This window comes from Streptomyces sp. NPDC127038 (assembly GCF_042725875.1).
Lineage (GTDB): Bacteria > Actinomycetota > Actinomycetes > Streptomycetales > Streptomycetaceae > Streptomyces.
Window position 1 is genome coordinate 1 of sequence record NZ_JBHXDQ010000060.1, and the last position, 18,965, is coordinate 18,965.

The following is an 18,965-nucleotide window of genomic DNA, read 5'->3' on the forward strand; positions in this document are numbered from 1 at the left end:
TCGCGATCCGCGACCCGTCCGCCCGGTAGGCGGCCTTCCTCGCGGCCAACGCATCGTTGTAGACCACCCGGGCACAACCGAACGTACGGGCCAGCGCGATGCGCTGACCCGGCGTCGGCTCGAGCCGGAAGGAGTACCGCAGATACACGCGACCAACCTAACGGCCACCACCGACATCGCCGGTCCACCCAAGGGGCGAACCTGCTTTCCCTGCCCTGCTCCGCAGGAGCTTCGTTTCCTCCCCAACCTGAAGGCCGGGGTATCCACGAAGGAAACCTGATGAGGACCCCATCGACAGCTGTCGCACGCGTTTCCCCTGCCCTCAGGATCCGTGGTGGCGGGGTGTCGTGCTAGTCGTCCCGGACCGGTGGCTCCGTGAGGCACCGGTCCCGTGGATGCGTGGGCGGGAGGTGTCACCGGCCGGCGAGGGCCGGCATCAGGTGGCCGGCCTGTGCGGGGCGGAGCAGTTGGAAGGTGACCTGTCCGTCGGCGTCGACGCGGGCGCCGTGCACGGCGGGCTCGGGCAGGCTGTTGTAGTGGAAGGGCGTGGAGAAGTAGTAGGCGCCGGTGTCCGGGACGACGACGAGGTCGCCGGCGTCGAGGAGGGGCAGCGCGCGGTCGCGTGCCAGCAGGTCGCCGGCGAAGCAGCACGGGCCGGCGATGTCCTGCGGCACCGGCCGGCCGTGCTTGGCCCGGCCTCGGGGGTCGTGGGCCTCGATCCGCAGGGGCCATGCGTCGGGGGCGAACACCGTCCGCGTGGCGACCTGGGCGCCCGCGTGGGTGATGGCGACGGGGCGGCCGCCGGCGGTCTTGGTGTACTCGACGTACGCGGCGGTGAACCCGTTCTTGGCCAGTACGGAGCGGCCGAACTCGGTGACGATCTCGTACGCGCCCGAGAACAGGGCCGGTGCGTGTTCGCGCAGGTGGTCGACGTAGGTGTCGAAGCCGGGTGTGGTCTCGTCGGTGTCGAAATTGACCGGCAGTCCTCCTCCGATGTCGATGCCGGTGACCTGTCGGCGGCCGAGGCGGGTGTTGATCTCCTCGGCGAATTCCACGGCCTTCGCGATGCCCTGGGCGATCAGGTCAAGGGGGCAGCCCTGTGAGCCGATGTGTGCGTGCACCCAGGTGAGCCAGGGGCGGTCCCGGTAGGTCCGCAGCAGTCGTTGCCGGTTGCCCTCGTCCTCCAGGGGGATGCCGAACTTCGAGGTCGTGGTGGCCGTGCTCATGGCGGTGATCGAGCCGGCGCCGATCTGGGGGTTGATGCGCACGCCGATCCGCGAGCGGGTGCGGCGGGTCGAAAGGATCTCGTCGAGCCGTGAGATCTCCTGGAAGCTGTCCGCGTTCACGGCGACCCCCAGGCTCAGGGCCCGGTCCAGTTCGGCCCGGGTCTTGGCCGGGGAGTCGAACACGATGTGTCCGGGTTCGAAGCCGGCCTCCAGGGCCTGGGCGAGTTCGCCGGCGCTGGCGACTTCGCAGCCCATGCCGTTGCGGCGCAGTTCCTCGAGTACGGGAACCAGGCAGTTCGCCTTGGCCGCGAACGCGTGCAGGACGCGGAGGGAGTCGGGGAAGGCCCGGTGCAGGGACATGACGGTTCCGCCGACGCCGTCGAGGTCGACGAACCCGGCCAGTACGGCCGTCTCGGGGTCGAGGAGTTTTTCCTGTACCGCTGCCCGCAGAATCCGCTCGCGCCGGTCGGCCTTGTCGGAACCGTTCATGCTGCGCCTCCCTGAGCCGGGGTCTCGCCGCCGGGCGGTTGCCGTGGGGCGGGTCCTCAGCCTGTCGTCGCAGGGGCGACCGTGTCTTCGTCGCGTATCCCGGTGTTCGGCCGTGCGGTTCTCACCGTGGAGCGAAGCCGCGGGCCCGGTGGGGTCTCCTTTGGATTCGGGCACGAAGTGGGCGCCCTCTCTTGGTGGCGGACGCTCGTGTGCTCATGTCTCCCGGCCGCCGCCGCGTTGGAGGAGGCGCAGTTGCAGTTGGGCGAGGAGCCGGGCTTCGGGGTTGCGGAGGTCGAGGCCGGAGAGCTCGGTGAGCCTGCTGATCCGGTGGCGCAGGCTGTTCGCGTGGACGCCCAACTCGCGTGCGGCGTCCGGCACATGACCGAAGTGGTCGAGGTAGGCCCGCAGGGTCTGCACCATGGTGCCTCCGCCTTGTCCGGCGTCGAGGGCCATCAGGCGTGCCACCGGTGTCTCCGCTGCGGGGATCGGCCCCGGCAGCGCCTCGAGCATCTGGTTCAGGGCGATGGTCTCGGCCACCTCGCCGGCGCAGGCGACGGTGCGGTGTTCTCCAGGCGTGAGCAGGGCGCGCAGGGCCAGGTCCGCCGACCGGCGGGACGCGGGCAGGTCCTCCAGGGTTTCGACGACTGTGCCCAGGCCTATTCTCGCTTCCGGCCCGGACGCGTCAGCCACTTGCGCCACCAGTGACCTGCCCAGACGCGCGAGTTGTCCGGCGGCCCGCCGTTCGTCCCGGTGCAGTGCGCCCACCAGGACCAGGGCGCCCTGGTCGACCGGTACCACCACCGGGGTGAGGCCGTCGGCACCGCAGCACACCGCCAGCAGGGCGTACAGCCTTCCGGTCTTCTCTCCTTCGCGGGAGGCTCCGAAGCGCACCGCGAGGGCGGCGCAGTCGCCGTGTGCCGGGATCCCGGTGAGTTCGGTCAGTACGCCGGCCGGTCCTCGTCCGTCGAGCAGTGCGCGGGCGGCGTCCTCGACCAGTCGGGCGTGCGTGCGGTGCGAGCGGTGGTGGAGCAGATGGGCGGCGGCCACCCGTGCCGCCGACCGCAGGGTGTCGCAGGCGTGCGAGGGGAGGTCGTCGCCCGCGGCCGCCACCCAGATCGATCCGAGGATCTCTCCGCCCGCCCGGACCGCCATCACCAGGCGTTCGGGATTCTCTCCGTGCGCCGGCCGGTGGATGACGTCGCCCGATCCCCACAGTGCCCGGAAGAACCCGGCTTCCTGCATGGCGGCGACGCGCCATTCCGGCACCCGGCGGCCGAGGATCGTCAGCCGGCGCAGTTCGTCCACGTCCTCCTTGGTTGAGGAGTAGGCCAGGACCCGGGACTCCACGTCCTCGATCGTCACGGCGCCGCCGACCAGGAGTGCCACCGCGTCGGCCAGTCCGTTCAGGTCGCCCGGGGTCACGGCCGGATCGGCGGGGACTCCGGACAGGGCCAGACCGGCCCGCAGTGCTCCGACCAGTTCGGTCCAGCCGCACCACGCGGTGCGGAAGAGCAGGGCGACACCGGCGTCGTCGGCCGCCGTCCGCAGCGTGTCCGTGGGCCGGCCCGACCTTCCCTGTCCGAAGACCACCGCGGCCGCCGCGGAGCCGGCGGCGTCGAGCACGACGTCGATGGCGGCGGCCGACCCCGGATCGACGCCCACCGCCAGCAGCAACTGGCCCCGTAACAGCCCCGGTTCCAGCGGGTCCAGCATCATGACCCCTTCGACCACAGCTTCCAGGCCGCGCTGTGTCGTGCAGGGTTCGAGTGCGCCGGCCCCCATGACCGACAGCAGTCTTTCCAGCGTGGGCCCCGGCACGGCGGCGTTCCCCCGCTCGACGATTCCGTTCAGCACCATCTGGCCCCCCGTCACATCGGCGCGTCGGCAGGTCGCGTGACGGTGAGTTTAGGAGGAGTCATGAGAATGGCGCGAGACGTCCTGGAATGTGCCTGGAGTTCACGTGTCCGTCGAGGGATCGCCGTAGAGCGCGCGGCGGAGAGGGGGGCTTGCGTGCGTCCGTGAGCGCCGGCTCCTCCTGCTCGCATCCGTCTCGCATCCGTCCCGGCTCCGGTCGCCTCGCGCTCCGGGGGGCCGTCGACGATCACGCGCCGGTCGGGCCGGGTGAAATGGGGTGAGAAGAGGCTCGATTGGGAGTATCCGGCCACAGGTGAGTGGCCGGGCGGGTGAACTCATTTGCATCACAAGCATCGAGGGTCGTCCGGCGCCTCGCGCGTCGGCGTCACCGCAGGATCCGCTCTTGCTTGGAGACGTACTGGCATGGAGAATTTTGCTATATGGCATCTCATCATGTGATTGAAGGTAACCATGCCTCCGGCTAGCACGCATTCAGTGCCCTACCCGGCCGTCACCTGGATGGGTGCCACGCCATGTGCTGCCCGGCACCATTCTGTCGGGGCGCGTAGTGGCACAAGCGGTTCAGCCAGAAGGCAGGATGCCTCAGGGGCCGGTAGCCTGACGCGCGGCCGTGGGCGCAGTGACAGACTGCGGCGCGGCCATGCCGTTGCGTGGACCTGAAAGGGATGCCGTGATCTTGTCTGAAAACCCGATGTTCCTGCGGCAGCGATTGCGGGACCGGTTGAAGAAGGCCCGGGAGGCCAAGGGACTGACGCAGCAGCAGGTGGCCGACACCTTCGGCTGGTCCCCGTCGAAGGTCATCCGGATCGAGAACGGGAAAATCGGGGTCAGCGTCACCGACACCATGGCCCTGGCATCCCGTTACGGCATCGACGCCGACGAGCAGCAGGAACTCGTCGAGCTCGCCCGGGCGGCCCGTCAGCCCTCGTGGTACGCGCCCTACAAAGAGGTCATGACGCCGGCCCTCGAGGCGTACATCGCCTACGAGGAGTCGGCCACGATCGTACGCAACTACGAGCGCAATGTGGTCCCCGGCCTGCTGCAGACCGAGGAATACGCCCGTGCCCTTCTGCAATCCCTGCAGGAGGAGAGCGACGATTCCGCGACGGGCACGAGTACGGGACAACGGCATCTGGAACTGCGGGTCGACCTGCGCATGAAACGCCAAAAGGCCCTGGAGTCGGAGGAGTCGCAGTTCTTCTTCATCCTCGACGAGTCGGTGCTTCGCCGCGAAGTGGGCGGAGAAGCGGTCATGCGTCAGCAGTACGAGACCCTGCTGAGGCTGAACGCCCTGCCCAACGTCACCATCTGGTACGTGCCGTTCACGGCGGGACCCTATCCGCTCTTCCGCAGCCCCTACCAGATTTTCGAGTTCGAAAGCAGCAACGACGACCTCGTCGCCTACCTGGAGAGCCCCAACGGCGAGGCCCTGCTCAACGAGCGGGCGTCACTGGGAGACCGCAAGGAACCGGCCGACTACCTGGACGCCTTCTGGTCCGTGGAGAAGAGGCTGGCCAAGCCGATCACCCGCGAAGTCCTGTTCGGCCCGGAAGACTGAAGCCCCGTCAGGGAAGGGAGGAACCCGCCTGCAGCGCGACAATGAATCGTCTCCATACCGGAGCCGAGAATTCCACAGCGGCCGGCGAAGACCCCTTCGAGTCACGCACCCGCACCGCGCCACGCCACACCACTTCGACGCAGGCACCGCTTTCACTGTAGGAGCTTTTCTTCCAGTGTCCTGAAGGGCGAATCACTGAACCTCCCGGTTCCCCGTCAACGGCACAGGGAAGTATGAGTGATCACCCCATGCACGACAAGGCGGAAATCCAGGCAAGTTGTCCGCCGCACAAGAAAACAGCGGAAAGTTTAAATAGCACGACAAAAAGAGCCATATACGCATTCGGTAATTTATTTCGTGAATGCGTGCACCAAAAAGGGAGCCCATGGCCTAGCCGGCAAGCATCCGGCCGTGGGCTCCCCAGGCGAAGCGTCCCGTTCGGATCGATAAGGACACCTCACGCATGAAGTCTAGCGATTCCTCCACTCACGTCATCCGTGCCACCGCACGAAAACACTGGCAGGCCTGGGGCCGCACCATCGCGGGCCACGTCCTCCAGGGCGCGGGCACCGCCGCCGGCGCCGCCCTTGTGTCCTTCATAGTCTGGTGGGCCCAGCGCAGCTAGCCCAAACTCGGCTCACCTCACGGCATCGAGCGCCTGCCCCCGCGGGCGCTCGCCCCCCTTCGACGCCTGCCCGGCCGCCACGCCATCGTCCCTCCGGCCCGGGCCTCGGCGAAGGGCGCGTGCCCGGCACGCGGAAGCGCCGCGCGTCCGGCGACGACGGGGCCCCTGCTCGGGGCCGAGGAATCGAACGCCCCCGTCCGCTGACCGTTGCGCGGATGCGCCCGTCGTGCGCCACCCGCGCCGGCGGCGGGGCTTCGGTGTCCGGGCTTCGGGCGGTGGGGCTAGCGGCGGGTGACGGTTACTCCGCCGAGCAGGCCCCAGGCGTCGATGCGGACCGTCGGGCCGCCGGGCTCGGTGGGGCCGGGGTCGTTGACGCCGCCGAGGCGGATGCCGTGCACCTCCACGACGACGTCGGGGCGGACCGTGAGGCTGACGCCGCCGATCAGGCTCAGCTTGGTGATGCGCAGTTCGGCGCCGTCGGGGATCTCGATGCCGGTGAGATCGACGGCGGCGCCGCCGACGAGCGACACGGTCAGCGTGCGCTCGTGCAGGGTCTCGCCCCGGAGCCGGTGACCGCCGATCAGGCTCACCTTGACGTCGGTCTTCCGCTGTTCGGTCCCGCCTGTCTTCGTCATGACAAGAAGGTAGGCGCGCCGCGGCCCGCTCCCCCAGTGCCCGGTGTCCGCCCTTGGGCATGACAGATGTCACCGCAAGGCCCGACCGCCCCGAGCCGGCCGTTGCTTCGGCTCGGGGCTGCCGGGTGTCGCAGGGCGGGCGCGGACCGTGTGGCACGACGACGCCGGCCAACCCGGTCCGGGGCGAGAGGTGCCTCCCGTGGCCTTACGGGGTGGCGCCGCCCGTGCACACCAGGCCGTAGTTGCCGAAGTAGGGGCTGGTGCTCGAACTGTTGGAGCTGAATCCGCCGGGCGAGATCGTTCCGTCGTACACATAGCCGGTGCCGGCCGCGTGATAGACAGCGGCCTTCACCGACAGGTTGTTCACGTACGAGCCGATGCCGTACGCGAAGCCCGTGGGCCCGAAGCCGGCCAGGTTGATGCACGCCTTCGTGCTGGTACTCGTGACATCGAGGCGCGCGTAGTTGACAGGCTCGTACAGGCACAGTTTGCCGGACGGGCAGCCTCCGACCGCTGACGCGGTGGGAGCCGTCGCGGCCATCCCGGCGAAAGCCAGTCCGCCGACCAGTGCGACCGATGCGAGCTTGCGCTTCATGTCCACGTGCGGTCCTTCCGATCAAGATTCTCTTCGTGAGGTGACCTGATCGAGAATGCTCGAAGAGTGCTTCGAAGTCGTTGGCAATGCGTGCACACCCAGTTGGCACTGCGTCGACGCGAGAGTGCTCCCCCGACGTCCTCAGCGGGCGGGGGCGGGCTCCGGCTTCTCGGCGGGCGCGGACAACGCCTGGAGCCGGTACTCCCTGGGCGAGAGGCCGTAGGCGGCCCGGAACGCGCGGGTGAAGTCGGAGGCGCGGGGCAGACCCCAGCGGACCGCGACGGCGTGGATCGGCGTGCCGTGCAGCGCGGGCCGTGCCAGGTCCCGGCGGGCGCCCTCCAGTCGTTGGCGGCGGATACAGGCCGCGACCGTTTCGCTATGGCGGTGCTGCTGGAAGATCCGGTGGAGGTAGCTGAGCGAGATGTGGTGCGCGGCCGCGATCATGGGGGGAGCCAGTTCCGGGTCGTGGAGGTTCTGGCGGATGAACGCCCTGATGCCTTCCACCAGGGCGTGCTGCCGGGTCTCCGGCGACAGGGCGTCCTCGGTCTCGAGTTCCTGGGCGAACAGGGCCGACACCAGATCGAGGACCACCGCGCCCAGGCGGGACGCGTCGGACGGCCGCAGGGTCTCGGCCCGCCGCCCCAGGCCGACGAGGAAGTCCGAGAGGAGCGCACCCGTGCCTTCCCGGCAGGACAGCGGCCGGCCCAGCAACGCGCGCATCCGGTGCGGTGGCACGGGCAGAAGCGCCTTGGGGAAGTCGGCCCCCACTCCGCTGACGGCCTGGCTCCGTCCGTCGTCCGCCGATCTCAGGTCGTAGGGACGTGAACTGTCGACCACGTGCAGATCGCCCGGCCCGTGGACGGTGTTCCGGTCGGCGTGGTCAAGGCCCAGTCCGCCTTCGAGGAGGAGCGTGAGGTGGTAGGTCTCGGGATCGGAGCGCCTGACGTGCCGGGAGCTGCGCCGGAAGCGCGAGGGCCGGAACGATGTCGGCCACACGTTCAGGGGCCCCATGTCCATCTGCCGTAACTCGGCCTGGAAGTCGGTGGCGTGAACGCTGCTGACGTCGTGAGGGGAACGTGTACGGCCGACCAGTTCACACCAGTATGCGAAGCGGTCCGCCATGGGCACGTCATGAGTGTGGATCAAGGTCCCGATCATGGGTCATCTCCGTAGGGATGGGCCGCTGGATGCCGGCTCCTCCCTACGATGCCGGACCATGGGGCCGGGTTCACCGTGGAACGAGGCCCGGCCCCTTCGTCGGACGACGAAGGGGCCGGTTCCACGGACCGCGGGTTGCCGCCCTGAGGGGCGGCCGGGGATCAGGCCGCGACGAGTTCCCGCTCCCGGTCCCGGTCCGGCGTCTTGACCTTGGGCTTCCTGTTCGGCAGCGAGAGGCGGAAGACCTTGTGCCACGCGGAGAACACCTGCTTGGGCAGCGGCCCGGTGACGTACTCCAGCTCGTACTTCTCGAACAGCGCGCGCACCTTCACCGCGACCTCGGCGTACCGGTTGCTCGGCAGGTCCGGGAACAGGTGGTGCTCGATCTGGTGCGACAGGTTGCCGGTCATGAAGTGCATGGCCTTGCTGCCGCTGATGTTCGCCGAGCCCATCATCTGACGCAGGTACCACTGGCCGCGCGTCTCGCCCCTGATCGACCGGCGCTCGAAGACCTGCACGCCCTCGGGGAAGTGCCCGCACATGATCACCGAGTGGGACCAGATGTTGCGGACCAGGTTCGCGGTGAACGTGGCGGCGAGGGTGGTGAGGAACGACGGGCCCGACAGCAGCGGGTGGATCACGTAGTCCTTGAGCACCTGCTTGCGGATCTTGCGGCCCACGGCCCTGGCCCGCTCGCGGAACTCGGGGTTCTTGCGGCGGCGCTTGCTCAGGTTCCTGCCGAGCTCCAGGTCGTACGCCGCGATGCCGTACTCGAAGAAGCAGGCGTTGAGGAAGTTCCACAGCGGCTGGCCGAGGTGGAACGGGTGCCACTTCTGGTCCTCGTCGACGCGCATGATGCCGTAGCCGAGGTCGTTGTCCTTGCCGATCACGTTGGTGTACGTGTGGTGCAGCTCGTTGTGCGAGTGCTTCCACTGGTCGGACGGCGAGACGTGGTCCCACTCCCAGGTGGTGGAGTGGATCTTCGGGTCCCGCATCCAGTCCCACTGGCCGTGCAGGATGTTGTGGCCGATCTCCATGTTGTCCATGATCTTCGCCACGGACAGGCCGGCGGTGCCGAGCAGCCACGCGGGCGGGAAGAACGAGAACAGCAGCACGCCCCTGCTGACCAGTTCGAGCCTGCGCTGCGCCGAGATGACCTTGCGGATGTAGGCGGCGTCCTTCTCGCCGCGGCCGGCGATCACCTCGTCGCGGATCGCGTCCAACTCGCGGCCGAGTTCCTCGATCTGCTCCGCGGTCAGGTGGGCGGTGGGGTCGATGGCGGTCAAGGTGCTCCTACCGTTCGATGTCGCAGGGGCCCGCGGCGGCGGACACGCAGGTCTGGATGAGGACGCCCGGCTCGGCCTCGGTGATCTCGCCCGTGCGCAGGTCGCGGACGGCGCCCGCCTTGAGCGGGGAGACGCAGCCGAAGCAGATGCCCATGCGGCACCCGGAGGGCATGAGCACGCCGGCCTCCTCGCCGACGTCCAGCAGCGGCGTGGCGCCGTCCGCGTCGACGGTCCTGCCGGTCGCGCTGAACGTGACCTGGCCGCCGTCGCCCGCGACGACGATGCCGGGGCGGAAGCGTTCGGTGTGCAGGCGCTCCTGCGCGCCGTGGGCGGTCCAGTGCTCCTCGGCGGCGTCGAGCAGGCCCGCGGGCCCGCAGGCCCAGGTCTCGCGCTCGGCCCAGTCGGGCACGAGTTCGCCGAGACGGGCGATGTCGAGCATGCCGTCCGTGTCGGTGTGCACCTCGGTGAGCCGCAGCTTCTTGTCCGCGACCAGGTCGTGCAGTTCGCCGCGGAAGATCACGTCCTGCGGCCGCGGCGCGCAGTGGACCATGACGACGTCGTCGAACTCGGTGTCGCGCAGCATGCCCATCACGGGCGTGATGCCGCTGCCGGCCGTCAGGTAGAGCACCTTGGCGGGCCTGGCCCGCGGCAGCACGAAGTCGCCGGTCGGCTGGTCGAGCTGGATCAGTGTGCCCGGTCGCGCGCTGCGGACCAGGTGGTTGCTGACCTTGCCGTCCGGGATCGCCTTCACGGTGATCGTGACGCGGCCGTCCCGGCGGTCCGTCGGCGAGGTGATGGAGTAGGCGCGCCACAGGCGCACCCCGTCGACGTCGACCCCGATCCGTACGTACTGACCGGCCGTGTGGCCGCGCCAGCCCCGGCCCGGTCTGATCACGATGGTCGCGGCGTCGGCCGTCTCGGGGTGCACGGCCTCGATGCGCCCCCGCAGGTCGGCGCCCGCGCGCAGCGGGCTGACCAGGTCGAGGTAGTCCGACGGCAGCAGCGGCGTCGTGACCATCTCGAGCATCTTCCACGCCCTGCTGCGGAGGGCTGTACTCGTCATGGTCCCAGCTTGCTGTGTCCCAGGGCGTAAAGTCCTGACCGCAGGACGTGAATCTGATCGACGGAATTGTTCGCAGGGAATAGAACGTGAGCCATGTGACGCGGAGGGCCAGCGAGCTGGCCCTGGACGAGACGACGGTCGCCGTGCTGCGGGCCGCACTGAAGACCACCGCCGACGAGGTCGTCCAGGCGATCATCGACGAGGTCCCTTCCTACGCCAACGCCCTTTCGGGCAGCATGGGCGGCACCATCCGCCGGGCCGTCCGCACCGCCCTGGGGCACTATCTGGACCTCGCGAGCGGAAACGCCGCGGGCGGTGACGGCGGTGACGCGGCCTACGAGCTGGGCCGCGGCGAGGTGCGCGACGGCCGTTCGATGGACGCCCTGCTCAGCGCCTACCGTGTCGGTGCCCGCGTGGCCTGGCGCTGTCTGGCGGCGGGTGCCGTGCCCGCGGGTCTGCCCGCCGCCGAGGTCGCCAAGTTCGCCGAGCTGACCTTCGCCTACATCGACGAGCTCTCCGCCGCGAGCGCCGCGGGCCACGCCGACGAACTGGCCGCCCGGGGCAGGGATCACGAGCGGCACCTGGAACACCTGGCCCGCGACCTCCTCGCCGGCGCGAGCCCGGACGTGCTGCTGGCCTCCGTCCAGCGGGCCGGGTGGCAGCCTCCTGGCTCGCTGACCGCGGTCCTGCTGCCCGCCGCCCAGGCGCGGCCCGCCTACCGCGCGCTCGACCCGGGCACCCTCGTCCTGGACGATCTGCCGGACGCCACCGGTGTGCTGCTCGTCCCCGACGCCGACCGCTCCCATCTGCTGCGGCAGCTGACCGGCCGCGCCGCCGTGGTCGGCCCGGCCCGGCCGTGGACGCGCGCGTCCGCCTCGTACGCGCGGGCCGTACGCGCGCGCTCCCTCTCCCCCGACATCCGCGACACCGAGGACCACCTGCCCGAGCTGGTGCTGAGCGCCGACGCGGACGCGTTCGCGGACCTGCGGGCCCGGGCCCTCGCGCCGTTGCGGGCCCTGCCCGCCGCGACCTCCCGGCGACTGGAGGAGACGCTGCGGGCGTGGCTGCTGCACCAGGGCAGACGGGACGAGGTGGCGGCGGAGCTGTTCGTCCATCCCCAGACGGTCCGGTACCGGATGTCGCAGTTGCGGGAGCTGTTCCCGGACCTCGCGTCGCCCCACCGGGTCCTCGAACTGACGCTGGCGGTCGGCCTTCGCGCGGACTGACGCCCTCTTCGGCCGTCCACGACGCCGGTTGCCCCATGGCCGGGCTCGCTGTCGCTGCGGCCGGGGCTGCGCGCGGCGGACGTGACCAGCTGAACAGCGTTGCCACCGAGGCCGGTTGAGGGGGCCAGGGGTTGTCAGTGGCTGGTGACAGGATCACCGGCATGGTTTTCGTACGTACCACTTTGCCGCGGCCCGTGGACGTGAGCGCGGTCTTTCCCGAGCTGGCGCCGTTGGCGCGTCCCGCGATACGGCTGCATCCTCGTCCCGGGTCGCCTTCGGCCGGGGAGAGCTCGGTCGGGGGGCCGTTGCTGTGGCCGGCCGAGGAGCCGTGGCCGCACTGCGAAGCCTCGCACCTGCACGTGGACAGCGGGTTCCGTGAGTCACCGGACGACGTACGGCTCTTGAGGCGCATGCGGGTCCGGTGGCACGGCGATCACGATGGTCCCGGGACAACGCCCGAGGAGGCGGCGGTCAAGGAACGGAACGCCGCGAGGCTCGCGGAGCGATTCGCCGCCGGTCCGCCGCCCGCGGACTGCCCGGTCCCCATGCTGCCCGTGGCCCAGCTGTATCTGCGCGACATACCCCTGCTGCGGCCGCCCGAAGGGGCCGATCTGCTCCAGGTTCTGTGGTGCCCCTACGACCACGAACCGCATCACAAGCCGTCGACCGCACTGTTCTGGCGGTCCGCCGCCGCGGTCGTCGACATCCTCGCCGCACCGCCCGAACCGTACGAGGTGAACCACTGGGGCTATCTGCCGCAACCGTGCGTGCTGGCACCGGAAGCGATCACCGAGTACCCCGACAGCCTCGATCTGAGCCCGCAGACGCGGCTGCTGGTGGAGGACTGGAGCAGATGGCAGGGCACCGGCGTGGACAGCTCCTACGCGGAGTATCCGCGGGACTTCTACGACGTGCATCTGGCTGACGCGCCCGGCTGGAAGGTCGGCGGCTGGCCTCCGTGGGGCCGCACCGACCCCTACCCCCGGTACTGCGCTGTGTGCGACGCCCGGATGGTCCCGCTGCTGACGATCGCCTCCTACGAATGGGACGGCGGCGAGGGACACAGCTGGGCGCCTCACGAGGACCAGGCCGCCGCCAAGGCCGGCGGGCATTGCTGTGGTCAGAGACCCTCGCAGCCGACCAAGGTCGAGGTCGGCAGCACCGACAACATGCAGATCTACGTCTGCCCGGCCTCCCCCGGGCATCCGCACACCGACCTGATCCAGTGAACTGCCGGGACTGTCGCGCACCCTCCCGCAGCTGTGCCGTTGGGGGAGGTGTTCGGCGTCCCAACCCGTCGGCACTGGGGCCTCGTTGGTTCCCCGCCCTGCCTGATGGCGTCAGAACCAGCAGTAGCCGTAGTAGCGGCCGAGCGCGGTTACGGCATCCGGATCCAGCTCCGGATGCCGCTCGTTCATGATTGCCTCGGCTGCCCGCGTGCCCGTCGCCAGGTCGTCGCCCTGGAACGGCAGCGCCATCATCTCCGCGACCAGGGCGTCCAGGCGCGGCCGAAGCTCCGCAGCGGCAGCCCCGAATTCCCTTTCGAGGCCGTCCGGATCCTCATGCGGAAAGCCATGAGGCTCGCGCGTGAGGAACACGCCCACGGCCCGGCTGAGCACGTCATCAATGGCCACGGAAGGTGAGCCTAGCCCTCGGCGACGCCTTCGAGGCAGCGCAGATGGAGACAGGGCGAACGTGGATGCCTGCTCTGACGAGGCCCTGCATGTCACGAGTGGCTTGCTTAACGCGGGCGATGGGGCCGGACGCCCGTTCCCTGCCGTGGCCTGGTGGGACGGCAGGGGGCGGGGACGGCGGGGTGTTCGGGGATGCCGGGCGGGCGGGCGTCGCCTTGCCCGTGGGGTTACTTGCTGACCGCGAAGCGCATCAGGGCGTGCTCGTCGCCCTGCTTGATCTTCCCGGTCGTGTTGATCACTTCGAGCTTCCAGCCGGTGCCGGTACGGATCGCCTTGGCCACCGCGCAGCCGTTGTCCTGGGTGAGCAGGCTGGGCCAGATGTCGGCGACCTGCTGCGAGTCCCCGCCGGTCGCGTCGTACACCTTGAAGCTGATGTTGCGCGCCTTCTCGAAGGCGCTGCCCTTCTTGTACGCGGCGGCGACGAACACGATCGAGGTGATGTGGGGCGGGATCCCGCCGAACTCGACGGTGACCGTCTCGTCGTCGCCGCTGCCGTGCCCGGTCTGGTTGTCACCGCTGTGGACCAACGAGCCGTTGCCCATGGGGTCGAGGGAGTCGAGACCGGCGAGACGCACCGGGTCGCGGCCCTGCATGGCGATGGCGATCAGGTCGAGGTCGGTGCCCGACTTGCGGCGCAGTTTGCCCAGCATCCCGCCGCTGCTGCCGGCCGTGGGGTCCCAGGACACGCCGATGGACAGATGGGTCACTCCATCCAGGTCCGCGGGGCCGTCTTCCTTGGTGAGCGTGATCATGTCCGAGGCATCCTTCCGGTCTGTACTACAACACGCAGAGTGTGCCTGTGCCCTTGTTGGTTCCACACCGGGGGATCCGCTTTCGCCGGCTGCGGCCGCGGGCGCCTGCCGGCGGCCGGTCCGGTTCCGGTTGCGGTCGTTGCGGGGATCGAAAAAGGCCCCGTCCCGAGTGACTCGGGACGGGGCCTTCACAAGAGCGCCGGGCAGGCCTTGCACCTGCATTTCCCCGCAGGAAGCGGGGCGTCTTTCCTTGGACCACCAACGCATCGCTCATCGGCCCGACTTCTGCCGTTCAGCTCAAGATCAATCATAGCAGGTGTGCCGCCGCAGCCTCCGGACCTGCGGAAACACCCGCAATCGTACGAAATCTGCGGCCGTGTCAGGGTCAGGCCGCCCGGCAGAGCTCCGCCGCCGAGGCCGGTGCGGCGGCGCGGGCCGTAGGCACGGCTGTGGTCGTGGCCGTAGCCGTGGTCGTGGGCGTGGCTGTCTGTGCGGGGCGGGTGGTGGTGCGGGCGAAGACGACCAGGCGCAGCGCCGCGAACCGGGCGACGCCGGCGAGGGCGGAGGCGGACAGGTAGACGCCCTGTTCGAGCATCGCGCCGGGTGCCGCCGCGAGTTGGTGCAGGACGAGCATCGCCGCGCAGGTCACCGCGTAGGTGGCCGCGGCGGACCCGGCCGACTGGGTGTGCTGGCGCCAGGTCGCGTGCCGGCCGGCGCCGAAGGTGAAGCGGGCGTGCAGTTCGGTGGCCAGGAGAGTGGAGGCGGCGGTGATCAGGGCGTTGGCCAGGCCCCAGGGGATCAGGACGGCGAGGGCCGCCACGGCGAGGCTGGAGGCGACCCCCACTCCCCCGCCGCACAGGACGAAGCGGGCGAAGGCGGTGCAGGTGCCGGGGGCGGCCGTCCGCCGCCCGCTCTGTGCTGTTTCCATGACCCCACCCCTTTGACTGTTCGCTTCGGACTGTTCGCTTCGGACTGTTCGCTTCGGACTGTTCGCTGTGGACTGCCGGCTCGGGACTGCTTGTCGGGCTGTGCCGCTCGGTTCGCGGAACGCGCCCCGGGGACGGGGGCTGTCAGTGCGCGCCGCCGTCGAGGGCGGCGACCTCGCGTACGGCCTCGGCGACGGCCGCGTAGTCCTTCTTGAGGATCGCGTCGTGGTTGCTGGCGACCTTCGCGGAGACCTCGATGTTCGGGTTGCGGGCGGCCACCGCGTCGAGGGCGGCGCGGATCAGTTCCTGTTCGTCGCCCTTGCTTCCCAGGGAGGCGCCGGAGGCGACCACGTAGCGCACCGGGACGGTGATGCTGTCCAGTACGGGGCCCAGTTCGCGTTCGCGGGCGAGCTTGCCGAGTTCGATGTTGGTGTCGGCCATCTGCCGGGCGTTCATGCGGGGGGTCAGGCCCGTGGGGCGCAGCAGCGGCAGGAACCAGCCCATGCGCCGGAACAGCTTGCGGATGCGCTGTTCCATGGCCTCGTCCAGCCAGTCGTAGGGCTGGGCGCCTTCGACCAGGACGGCGCCCAGGGCGCGTCCGGGGTTGCGGGCGCTCCAGTGGGCTCCGACGAACGCCCCGTAGGACCAGCCCACCAGGAGCGCCCGGTCCACTCCGCGGGCGGCGAGGACGGCGTCGACGTCCCGGACGGCCGCCTCGAAGGAGTAGTCCGCCGAGCGCTTCGATTTGCCGCGGGCCCGCTCGTCGTAGGTGATGTGGCGCCACTGCGGGCCGAGTTCGGAGATGACGCGCCGCCAGTATCCCTGGGTGGCGAACTGGCCGTTGAGGTAGAGGACGGGGATGCCGGGGCCTCCGGTGTCGGTGACGGCCAGGGCCGTGTCGTCCACGGAGACCGTGCCGGTCCAGGTCGTGCCGGTCGGGAAGGCGTTGTTCTTCTTCATGGGGTCCTCCTGGTCGGGGCGGGGGGGGCCGGACGTCTGCGCCGTGGCCCTGTCGCCACCTGCTGTCCGTCGTTTCTGACATTGGAAACGCTACGTTGCTTTCCAATGTTGGGCAACATAGTCGTTGCGACGGATGAGCATTTACCCAGGTAGGAGCGTTGAAAGTGTTGCAACAGGCCGGACGGGAACGCAACGTTCCCGGATTCGATCATTGCAATGGGGGTGGAGTGAACGCTATAGTGGGACGGTCAGGGACCGCTGCGAGGATCACCGAGGAGACGCGATGCCGGGAGGCAGACTCACCCAGCAGGAACGCCAGCAGATCGCGCTGGGGCTGGCCGACAGCCTCCCCTACGCCGAGATCGCCCGCGGCCTGGGCCGTCCGACCTCGACGATCACGCGTGAGGTGATGCGCAACGGCGGCCCGACCGCCTACCGCGCCAACCTGGCCCACCGCGCGACCGAACGCCGCGCCCACCGGCGCAGGACCGCGCCCTCCCGGGGGCCGGCCGCCGCTCCCCAGCCGCACGGCCGTGACGCCGAGGCCGTGACGGAGTACGAGGAGACGTTCACCACCGTCCTCATGGGCTCGGGCCTGCCCAAGATCCCGGCGCGGGTGCTGACCTGTCTGTTCACCTCCGACACGGGCAGCCTCACCGCGTCCGAGCTCGCCCAGCGCCTCCAGGTCAGCCCGGCGTCCATCTCCAAGGCCATCACGTTCCTGGAGAGCCAGAGCCTGGTGCGCCGGGAACGCGACGAGGGCCGCCGCGACCGCTACGTCGTCGACGGCGAGCTCTTCTACCAGGCCACGATCGCCAGCGCCCGGGCCAACGACGAACTCGTCAAGACCGCCCGCCAGGGCGTCGCCGTCCTCGGCCGTGACACCCCCGCCGCCGTCCGCCTGGAGAACGTCGCCCGCTTCCTGGACTTCATCAGCGAGAGCATCACCCGAGCCGCCGAACAGGCCCGCGCGGTCCTGCACACCACCTCGACATCGAACGACACCCCCCGACCCGACCCGGACTCGGACCAGGACCCCGATCCCGACTCGGACTCCGACTCGGACCCGGACTCGGACTGAAGCGGGGCGTCCGGGAGGGCGGGCGGGTCAGTCGATGGGTTCGACGCCGGCGCGCAGCAGGCCGTAGGTGTAGGCGTCCTCCAGGGCCTGCCAGGAGGCGGCGATGACGTTGTCGGCGACGCCGACCGTGGACCACTCCCCCGTGCCGTCCGTCGTGGAGATCAGGACGCGGGTCGTGGACTGGGTGCCGTGCCGGGCCTCCAGGATGCGGCCCTTGTAGTCGACCACTCCGAGGCGGGCGAGCTGGGGGTAGATCTGTTCCAGGCCGACGCGCAGGGCGCGGTCCAGGGCGTTGACGGGGCCGTTGCCCTCGGCGGCGGCGACGATGCGCTCGCCCTTGGCCCACAGTTTCACCGTGACCTCGTTGGCGTGGCTGCCGTCGGGGCGTTCCTCCAGGATGGCCCGCCAGGACTCGACCCGGAAGTAGCGCAGCGGCCTGCCCTCGACCTCGGCGCGCAGCAGGAGTTCGAAGGAGGCGTCGGCGGCCTCGTAGGTGTAGCCCTTGAGTTCGCGTTCCTTGACGCGCTCCACGACCCGGCCGACGAGCTCGCGGTCGCCGCCCAGGTCGATGCCGAGCTCCTTGCCCTTGAGCTCGATGGAGGCGCGGCCCGCCATGTCGGAGACGAGCATCCGCAGCCGGTTGCCGACGAGTTCGGGGTCGATGTGCTGGTAGAGGTCGGGGTCGACCTTGATGGCGGAGGCGTGCAGGCCGGCCTTGTGGGCGAAGGCGGAGACACCGACGTAGGGCTGGTGGGTGGAGGGGGTGAGGTTGACGACCTCGGCGATGGCGTGGGAGATGCGGGTGGTCTCGCGGAGTCTTCCCGGAGGCAGGACCTTCCTCGCGTACTTCAGCTCCAGCGCGGCGACGACGGGGAACAGGTCGGCGTTGCCGACGCGTTCGCCGTAGCCGTTGGCGGTGCACTGCACGTGCGTGGCGCCGGCGTCGACGGCGGCGAGGGTGTTGGCGACCGCGCAGCCGGTGTCGTCCTGGGCGTGGATGCCGAGCCGGGCGCCGGTGTCCGCGAGGACGGTGGCGACCACGGCCTGGACCTGCGCGGGGAGCATGCCCCCGTTGGTGTCGCACAGCACGACCACGTCGGCGCCGGCCTCGTGCGCGGCCCGCACCACGGACTTCGCGTACTCCGGGTTGGCGCGGTAGCCGTCGAAGAAGTGCTCGCAGTCCACGAACACCCGCCGGCCCTGGGCGACCAGGTGCGAGACGGTGTCGCGGACCATCTCCAGGTTCTCCTCCAGCGTGGTGCGCAGCGCCAGTTCGACATGCCGGTCGTGTGCCTTGGCGACCAGCGTGATCACCGGGGCACCCGAGTCCAGGAGTGCCTTGACCTGGAGGTCCTCGCTCGCCCGGGCGCCGGGCCTGCGGGTGGCGCCGAAGGCGACGAGCCGGGCGTGCCGCAGGTCGAGTTCGTCTCGGGCGCGGGCGAAGAACTCGGTGTCGCGGGGGTTGGCGCCGGGCCAGCCGCCCTCGATGAAGCCCACCCCGAAGTCGTCCAGGTGCCGGGCGATGGCGAGCTTGTCCGCCACGGTGAGGTTGATGCCCTCGCGCTGCGCGCCGTCGCGCAGCGTCGTGTCGAAGACGTGGAAGAGATCGTCGAGTTCGCCGGTGCCGTTCCCGGGGTGTTCGCTCGCGCTGATGCTCATGCCGACCATCTCCTGTTCGGGATCTCGGTCCACCGGGACGACCGGCTGCACCGTCCATCTATGACCCCTCACGCTCGGTTCCCGGTCGAGGATGGGCACAAGGGCCGGTGGGAGGACCGCGGGAGACGAGGTTCCTCCGGTCAGGCGTGGGAGCCGG

General features: G+C 70.1%; 19 protein-coding genes. 5 read left to right on the forward strand and 14 right to left on the reverse strand.

Translation table 11 applies throughout. The features are described from left to right. The 3 genes from ACFWI4_RS31665 to ACFWI4_RS31675 all read right to left on the reverse strand — a co-directional run. On the reverse strand, positions 1-148 hold a 148-nt coding region (locus tag ACFWI4_RS31665), incomplete at its 3' end, for a helix-turn-helix domain-containing protein (RefSeq protein ID WP_387203339.1). 265 nt (positions 149-413) lie between these two features. Beyond that, the gene (locus tag ACFWI4_RS31670) at positions 414-1,715 is read right to left on the reverse strand and encodes a diaminopimelate decarboxylase (protein ID WP_387203246.1); all 1,302 of its coding nucleotides are present in this window, start codon (positions 1,713-1,715) and stop codon (positions 414-416) included. A gap of 213 nt (positions 1,716-1,928) precedes the next feature. After that, a complete protein-coding gene (locus ACFWI4_RS31675) occupies positions 1,929-3,572 on the reverse strand; it encodes a PucR family transcriptional regulator (RefSeq protein ID WP_387203249.1) in 1,644 nt (547 codons plus the stop codon). 694 nt (positions 3,573-4,266) lie between these two features. On the opposite strand from ACFWI4_RS31675, the gene ACFWI4_RS31680 reads away from it, so the two are divergent. After that, positions 4,267-5,148, forward strand: coding sequence for a helix-turn-helix domain-containing protein (locus ACFWI4_RS31680; protein WP_387203252.1), 882 nt, complete (start codon positions 4,267-4,269; stop codon positions 5,146-5,148). Positions 5,149-5,155: 7 nt separating this feature from the next. On the opposite strand, the gene ACFWI4_RS31685 is transcribed toward ACFWI4_RS31680, so the two are convergent. Further along, entirely contained in the window at positions 5,156-5,344 is a 189-nt protein-coding gene (locus tag ACFWI4_RS31685) for a DUF397 domain-containing protein (protein WP_387203255.1), read from the reverse strand. A 267-nt stretch (positions 5,345-5,611) separates the two neighbouring features. Between ACFWI4_RS31685 and ACFWI4_RS31690 the strand changes: the two genes are divergently transcribed. After that, positions 5,612-5,773, forward strand: coding sequence for a hypothetical protein (locus tag ACFWI4_RS31690; protein WP_387203258.1), 162 nt, complete (start codon positions 5,612-5,614; stop codon positions 5,771-5,773). Between the two features lie 281 nt (positions 5,774-6,054). On the opposite strand, the gene ACFWI4_RS31695 is transcribed toward ACFWI4_RS31690, so the two are convergent. The 5 genes from ACFWI4_RS31695 to ACFWI4_RS31715 all read right to left on the reverse strand — a co-directional run bounded on the left by ACFWI4_RS31695 (position 6,055) and on the right by ACFWI4_RS31715 (position 10,510). Further along, positions 6,055-6,408, reverse strand: coding sequence for a hypothetical protein (locus tag ACFWI4_RS31695; RefSeq protein WP_385392384.1), 354 nt, complete (start codon positions 6,406-6,408; stop codon positions 6,055-6,057). A 205-nt stretch (positions 6,409-6,613) separates the two neighbouring features. Then, on the reverse strand, positions 6,614-7,003 hold the full coding sequence (locus tag ACFWI4_RS31700; RefSeq protein WP_387203261.1) for a peptidase inhibitor family I36 protein: 390 nt from the start codon (positions 7,001-7,003) through the stop codon (positions 6,614-6,616). 141 nt (positions 7,004-7,144) lie between these two features. Beyond that, positions 7,145-8,161 (reverse strand): helix-turn-helix domain-containing protein, encoded by a 1,017-nt coding sequence (locus ACFWI4_RS31705; protein WP_387203264.1) that lies wholly within the window; start codon positions 8,159-8,161, stop codon positions 7,145-7,147. A 161-nt stretch (positions 8,162-8,322) separates the two neighbouring features. Then, entirely contained in the window at positions 8,323-9,447 is a 1,125-nt protein-coding gene (locus tag ACFWI4_RS31710) for a fatty acid desaturase family protein (protein WP_387203267.1), read from the reverse strand. A 7-nt stretch (positions 9,448-9,454) separates the two neighbouring features. Continuing rightward, on the reverse strand, positions 9,455-10,510 hold the full coding sequence (locus ACFWI4_RS31715) for a ferredoxin reductase (RefSeq protein WP_387203270.1): 1,056 nt from the start codon (positions 10,508-10,510) through the stop codon (positions 9,455-9,457). An 86-nt stretch (positions 10,511-10,596) separates the two neighbouring features. Here ACFWI4_RS31715 and ACFWI4_RS31720 point away from each other — a divergent pair, with 86 nt between their 5' ends. Further along, positions 10,597-11,736, forward strand: coding sequence for a PucR family transcriptional regulator (locus tag ACFWI4_RS31720; RefSeq protein WP_387203273.1), 1,140 nt, complete (start codon positions 10,597-10,599; stop codon positions 11,734-11,736). Positions 11,737-11,897: 161 nt separating this feature from the next. Continuing rightward, the gene (locus ACFWI4_RS31725; RefSeq protein ID WP_387203276.1) at positions 11,898-12,965 is read left to right on the forward strand and encodes a hypothetical protein; all 1,068 of its coding nucleotides are present in this window, start codon (positions 11,898-11,900) and stop codon (positions 12,963-12,965) included. A gap of 111 nt (positions 12,966-13,076) precedes the next feature. Here ACFWI4_RS31725 and ACFWI4_RS31730 read toward each other — a convergent pair whose 3' ends face one another. The 4 genes from ACFWI4_RS31730 to ACFWI4_RS31745 all read right to left on the reverse strand — a co-directional run bounded on the left by ACFWI4_RS31730 (position 13,077) and on the right by ACFWI4_RS31745 (position 16,068). After that, on the reverse strand, positions 13,077-13,370 hold the full coding sequence (locus ACFWI4_RS31730; protein WP_385392363.1) for a hypothetical protein: 294 nt from the start codon (positions 13,368-13,370) through the stop codon (positions 13,077-13,079). Positions 13,371-13,597: 227 nt separating this feature from the next. Next, positions 13,598-14,182 carry a TerD family protein gene (locus ACFWI4_RS31735; protein ID WP_387203279.1) on the reverse strand — a complete coding sequence of 195 codons (585 nt, stop codon included), beginning with the start codon at positions 14,180-14,182 and terminating at the stop codon, positions 13,598-13,600. Between the two features lie 385 nt (positions 14,183-14,567). Further along, entirely contained in the window at positions 14,568-15,110 is a 543-nt protein-coding gene (locus tag ACFWI4_RS31740) for a hypothetical protein (RefSeq protein ID WP_387203283.1), read from the reverse strand. 142 nt (positions 15,111-15,252) lie between these two features. Further along, complete coding sequence (locus tag ACFWI4_RS31745; RefSeq protein WP_385392351.1) at positions 15,253-16,068, reverse strand: alpha/beta fold hydrolase; 816 nt, start codon at positions 16,066-16,068, stop codon at positions 15,253-15,255. Between the two features lie 283 nt (positions 16,069-16,351). On the opposite strand from ACFWI4_RS31745, the gene ACFWI4_RS31750 reads away from it, so the two are divergent. Next, positions 16,352-17,149, forward strand: a complete 798-nt coding sequence (locus tag ACFWI4_RS31750; RefSeq protein WP_387203287.1) for a helix-turn-helix domain-containing protein — start codon at positions 16,352-16,354, stop codon at positions 17,147-17,149. A 27-nt stretch (positions 17,150-17,176) separates the two neighbouring features. Here ACFWI4_RS31750 and cimA read toward each other — a convergent pair whose 3' ends face one another. Continuing rightward, positions 17,177-18,808 (reverse strand): citramalate synthase, encoded by a 1,632-nt coding sequence (gene cimA / locus ACFWI4_RS31755; protein ID WP_387203290.1) that lies wholly within the window; start codon positions 18,806-18,808, stop codon positions 17,177-17,179. Positions 18,809-18,965: the final 157 nt, after the last annotated feature.